Annotated in this window: 5 protein-coding genes; all 5 read right to left on the bottom strand. The window is 58.7% G+C overall.

What is annotated here, in order from left to right:
• Nucleotides 1-296: 296 nt before the first annotated feature.
• On the bottom strand, nt 297-1,055 hold the full coding sequence (locus KHO31_RS38825; RefSeq protein ID WP_211626117.1) for an Imm52 family immunity protein: 759 nt from the start codon (nt 1,053-1,055) through the stop codon (nt 297-299).
• Nucleotides 1,055-1,750 carry a Tox-REase-5 domain-containing protein gene (locus tag KHO31_RS38820; protein ID WP_201142415.1) on the bottom strand — a complete coding sequence of 232 codons (696 nt, stop codon included), beginning with the start codon at nt 1,748-1,750 and terminating at the stop codon, nt 1,055-1,057. Before KHO31_RS38820 ends, KHO31_RS38825 begins: the two co-directional genes overlap by 1 nt.
• Nucleotides 1,750-2,109: a hypothetical protein gene (locus KHO31_RS38815; RefSeq protein WP_211626115.1), complete on the bottom strand. Its 360-nt coding sequence runs from the start codon at nt 2,107-2,109 to the stop codon at nt 1,750-1,752. Before KHO31_RS38815 ends, KHO31_RS38820 begins: the two co-directional genes overlap by 1 nt.
• Nucleotides 2,090-2,608, bottom strand: coding sequence for a DUF4123 domain-containing protein (locus tag KHO31_RS38810; RefSeq protein ID WP_211626113.1), 519 nt, complete (start codon nt 2,606-2,608; stop codon nt 2,090-2,092). The genes KHO31_RS38815 and KHO31_RS38810 overlap by 20 nt, the downstream gene beginning before the upstream one ends.
• A gap of 2 nt (nt 2,609-2,610) precedes the next feature.
• Nucleotides 2,611-4,216 (bottom strand): DUF2345 domain-containing protein (locus tag KHO31_RS38805; RefSeq protein ID WP_211626110.1); only part of this gene is annotated, 1,606 nt, incomplete at its 5' end.

Genomic DNA, 4,216 nt, shown 5'->3' with positions numbered 1-4,216 from the left:
GTCATAGCGGTAGAGTCGGCTGACGCCTTCATCGCCTTCGAACTGCAGCACCGAGAACGGCGCCGGATGCGGCGCAAGTTTGACCTCGTACGCCTGGGACGGCAGAACCATCGATTTCACGAACACTTTCCTTTACCGGCATCGTCCGCCGGAAAATCACCAACATCACAGACAAAGGGACGACAGATCAAAACCCGCGACGCTGATCGCTCGCCTAAATATCTTGTTTCACCGCAAGGGGCTTTCGTAGCCTGAGATCTGCGTACAACCCGACACACCCAAAATCACAACGCTATCTACAGGAGCGAGTCGTCTATGACCGGCAGAGCATCCAGATCGACGAGTCGCATCTCCACTTGCTGTGCTTGCTGGATGTGCCGGGGGTTGTGAACGTCAAACAATTCTCCTACCGCGACCACCAAAGTGCCGTGTCGGTCTGGCATAGGGATAACCTCAGCGGCCTGCGGCAAGTCACCTGGTTTGACAAGCTTCGGAACAAAACCCATCCACCCAAGGAACTGGCGGTGAGGAAAGGTACGATGGTCAAACCGAAAGCTTATCGATCCCTTGCCGGTCTTCTTTTTGGCGTCCACATCGACGTTCGCGAATTGCACCAACTCCACCGTTGCTACCGCACTCAGAACGCCTTTAGTCCATTTGCTCAGGTCAATGTCAGGCCACGCCTCATCCGGTCGCACAACTTCGAGCCGGATGCGCCCGCGGTCAGGCGCGAAGTCCAACAAGCATCGGCCCTTGGGTTTGCCAAACGCCTCTTCGTCCTTGGCACTCGTCAGCAAGACACTGAACCCGCCCGGATAACCGCTCCACGCCTTAATGGACTCGTCACGATCGCTCCTAAGTCGACGAAGGAACCGTTGCTTATCCGAAAACGCAGGCCATATCTGTTTGGATTCCTGTTGGTTTGACGGGCTGACGTACCACTCCACGTTCGGAATCGAAGGTTTGAGGCCTTCGATAAGACGCTCCAATCGCGCGTAGCCTTCCTCGAATTCAACAACAGTGGGTTCGACATAAAAGAAGACCAGAATATTCATCAATAGACCCTTGCAGTAGGCATTGGCGTTAGCCGCGCGATCGTTGTTGGGATGCCGTAATCAATCGCTTTTCTATACGGAATGAGTTGCATAAAGTGCCATTCCAACTTCCCTTGAGGCGATGCCGTCTGCACGACCGCTATTTGCGCTGGCAACGCTTTACCGACCCATCCCCTGACGACACCCTCAGCCCACGGTTTGTCATCTCCGCCATCTCCCCACATGTGTTCGTAATTTGCCTTCGCTTCCACTACGGTGCATCTGCTGCGCCAGAAACCGTCGAACCACAATCCGCCGTAGCTCCACTCGGTGGTGGTATAGATGCCGCCATTACCGAACATATCCTTCGTGGTCTCCGCGCCCAGATCAATCCTTGTATTGGCGGTGTCGCCGAACTTGACGTAGAAGAAACGCTCCGGCCCGGCAAATAGATTGGCGATGTACAACTGGTAGTCATAGTTGATGCGGGTCTTACCTGTGACATACCGTGGTTCCACCGCTTGACCGACGAAGCCGTCCCGCAGCCTGCACTGGTTGCATTGACTTTGACCGGCAGACTCGGCGCAATCGGAAGTCTTTTCCTTTGACCCAGTCTTCGCGCCCTCTTCGATCGCCAGCCCCACACCTAGAGCAGCCAGAGCCCGCAACACCAGCACCTCCAACCCCTCGATCGCGGGTACGACGATGGCGCCCATTAGTGATCCTCCTTATGCCAGGCCGCTCCAGCCTTCATGCCCGAGAGAAGATCTTGCGCGGTCAAGTTCCGCGAGCGGCTTTTGCGAATCGATAGATCGACGTTCATCTCGCCTCGAATGCCGCGCGCCCAAGCGACATCCGCCTGAGTCCATTCGACCAGCGTCGGTAGATGCGTGATCCGCAAGGTTTCACTGGCATGCCTGTAGCTGCGCTCGACTTCGCGAGTCAGCGCGGTGTCGTCCATGTTCACCACGAACGTTGGATAGTCGCGGCGTATCTCCGCAGCCAGCTGCGGGGCAAACTCATGGGGATCGGGCAGCGAAAGTATCGCGAACTGTTCAGGCGTCAGCGTCAACATAGGTGATTTGCTCTTGCAGGTTGCGCTCCGTGTCGAATTGGCTCACGCAATGCGTCTTACCTCTCAACACGACTTTCCACTCAAGCACCGGGCCCATGCACGCCACGCGCTGCTCAACGCTCAAAACGCGTTGAAGACGCGACCATGCGCGTGGGTCCCAGAAGCGATGCATGGCGAGCTTTCCGTCAGGAAGCGTCAGATTGCTCTGAGCCTCCAGATGTTTGAACAAGGCGTCGAAGTCGACCTTCGTGGCCAGCCGCGTGATCGCTGGGTAACGACGCTCGGTCAGCGTCAGCCACGTCGTCAATTCGCAAGCAGCCTCGGACTCAGGAAGGTCAATTAACCACGGCGCGGCATGGGCCAAATCTGATTCGCGCTGATTGACAAACAAGCACTGCGCCCGCACGTCTGCCGATTCAACATGGTGTATCAACGCGTGATGGATGGCCGGCGTTTCCACGGCACAATCCACCAGAACATAGGGTTTCGGTTCATCCATCACTAGCGGCTCAGGAAAGGTGAAGCGTGTGTTGCCGCATTCAGCAAGCACTCGAGACATATGGGGTGCTGGCCAAGGATAGGCATGGGGACTTCGTCGGTTGCCGCAGACTGTTTCTCCCAAAACGCGCCCTTCTCCCGTATGTCCCCCGGCGTGCCGTTCTCAATGCGGTTACCATTGATCCGGATGTACGACCCGCCCGCGCCGATCCAGACTTCTTTGGCCGCTGAGAGCACCAATCTGCCATTGGTACTGGTGATGGTGAGATCCTTGAGCGCCGCCAGCGCTATCTCGTCGCCCTGCGCCTGGATCTCCACCTTGCCCTTCGCGGCAAAAAACTTCATTCCGAGCTTGCCCGCAAACATCGACACTGCCTCGCCCGCGGCTACGGTAAATCGCTTCAGCACGCCAATATCCGCATGCCCTCCTGCCGTGGCAATGAGGTTTGCGCCAGCACTCACCTGTAGATGGTCACCCGACACAAGTCCCATGCCCGCCGGGGCGCTGACCAACACACCCGCCTGCTGGAGTTCTTTCAGCGTGTCGTCAAACAGCGCCTTCTGCTGCTCGTAATCCGCGGCAATTGCCTGCGCTGCCCTGGCTGCGTCTGCCAGCGATTGAGTCAGTTCGAGTGCCTGCTCAAGCAGACCCTGCGCGGGCTGCATGGCGAGTTGCCTGCCCTGCGCCGCGTACTGCGCGTCGGCGGAAATGAATACGCCCTTCGCGCCCCGGATGGCAACGTGTTCGTCGGTGCGCAGCTCCGCGCCTTGTCCCCGCTCCTTGCAGTCGCCGTCGACCATGTGCCCCAGATTCAGCTCACTGGTCTGGAACGGTGTGGTCAGGTGGATGTGCTCGTGGCCCTCCCTGTCCTCCATGCGCATCTCGTTCTGCGCGGCGGTACGGATAAGGTTACGGGTGTGGTTCAGGTTGTTGACCAGATCCGGATGCAGGCTGTCGTGCATTGCCCCGATAATCACGGGTCGATCCGGATCCCCGTCGGTGTGAATGACCGCCACCTCCGCGCCGTCGATCAGCGGAAAGTGATGACCGTAGTTGTCACCGCTGTACGGCTTCGCAAGCCGCACGGGGCGGCTTGTGCCGCCCGGACTCCACGTATCGAGGTCGAACGGCAGCCGGATCACATACCAGCCTTCCTCCGTCAAGTACGCCCGCGTGTAGTCCCCGGGCGATGTGATGCGTGCCGGCAGGATGCCGTTGATGACTGGCCGCGCCGCGGGAATAACCGGCGTGCGCCAGACGCGATCAGACGGAATCGCGGTAAACGTATTCGAATACGCCTGCTTGCGGCCACCACTGGATGAGACAGAGACGATGAACAAGCCATGTGGCGCATCGGAGAGCTGCTGGTCAAGGTTCAGCACCTCACCGGCCTCAAGCGCAAACACATTGCCGCTACCCTCGAAGGTGATCTGCTGCGCCAGATGCGCCTCATGACGCAGTCGCGCGATGCGCCTTCCTTCTTCGGGCGTCCCGTAGTGCTCGCCCCAGCGATAATCAACTGCGTTCGTCGTCCTGTCGCCACGCGCCGCGTTCTGCTCGACGAGCAGCGACACACCGGCCTGACGGTGGTTGTAGTCGTTCAGCCGG

Origin of the sequence: Paraburkholderia domus, from assembly GCF_905220705.1 — a bacterium.
GTDB classification, from domain to species: Bacteria; Pseudomonadota; Gammaproteobacteria; order Burkholderiales; family Burkholderiaceae; genus Paraburkholderia; species Paraburkholderia domus.
Note: the sequence above shows the minus strand (reverse complement) of the source record. Positions and strands in the feature narration are given on the sequence as shown.

Excerpts from the sequence above, each read along its gene's own strand:
- KHO31_RS38820 (WP_201142415.1), bottom strand. The coding sequence starts at position 1,750 with ATGGGCGCCATCGTCGTACCCGCGATCGAGGGGTTGGAGGTGCTGGTG.
- KHO31_RS38815 (WP_211626115.1), bottom strand. The coding sequence starts at position 2,109 with ATGTTGACGCTGACGCCTGAACAGTTCGCGATACTTTCGCTGCCCGAT.
- KHO31_RS38825 (WP_211626117.1), bottom strand. The coding sequence starts at position 1,055 with ATGAATATTCTGGTCTTCTTTTATGTCGAACCCACTGTTGTTGAATTC.
- KHO31_RS38810 (WP_211626113.1), bottom strand. The coding sequence starts at position 2,608 with ATGGATGAACCGAAACCCTATGTTCTGGTGGATTGTGCCGTGGAAACG.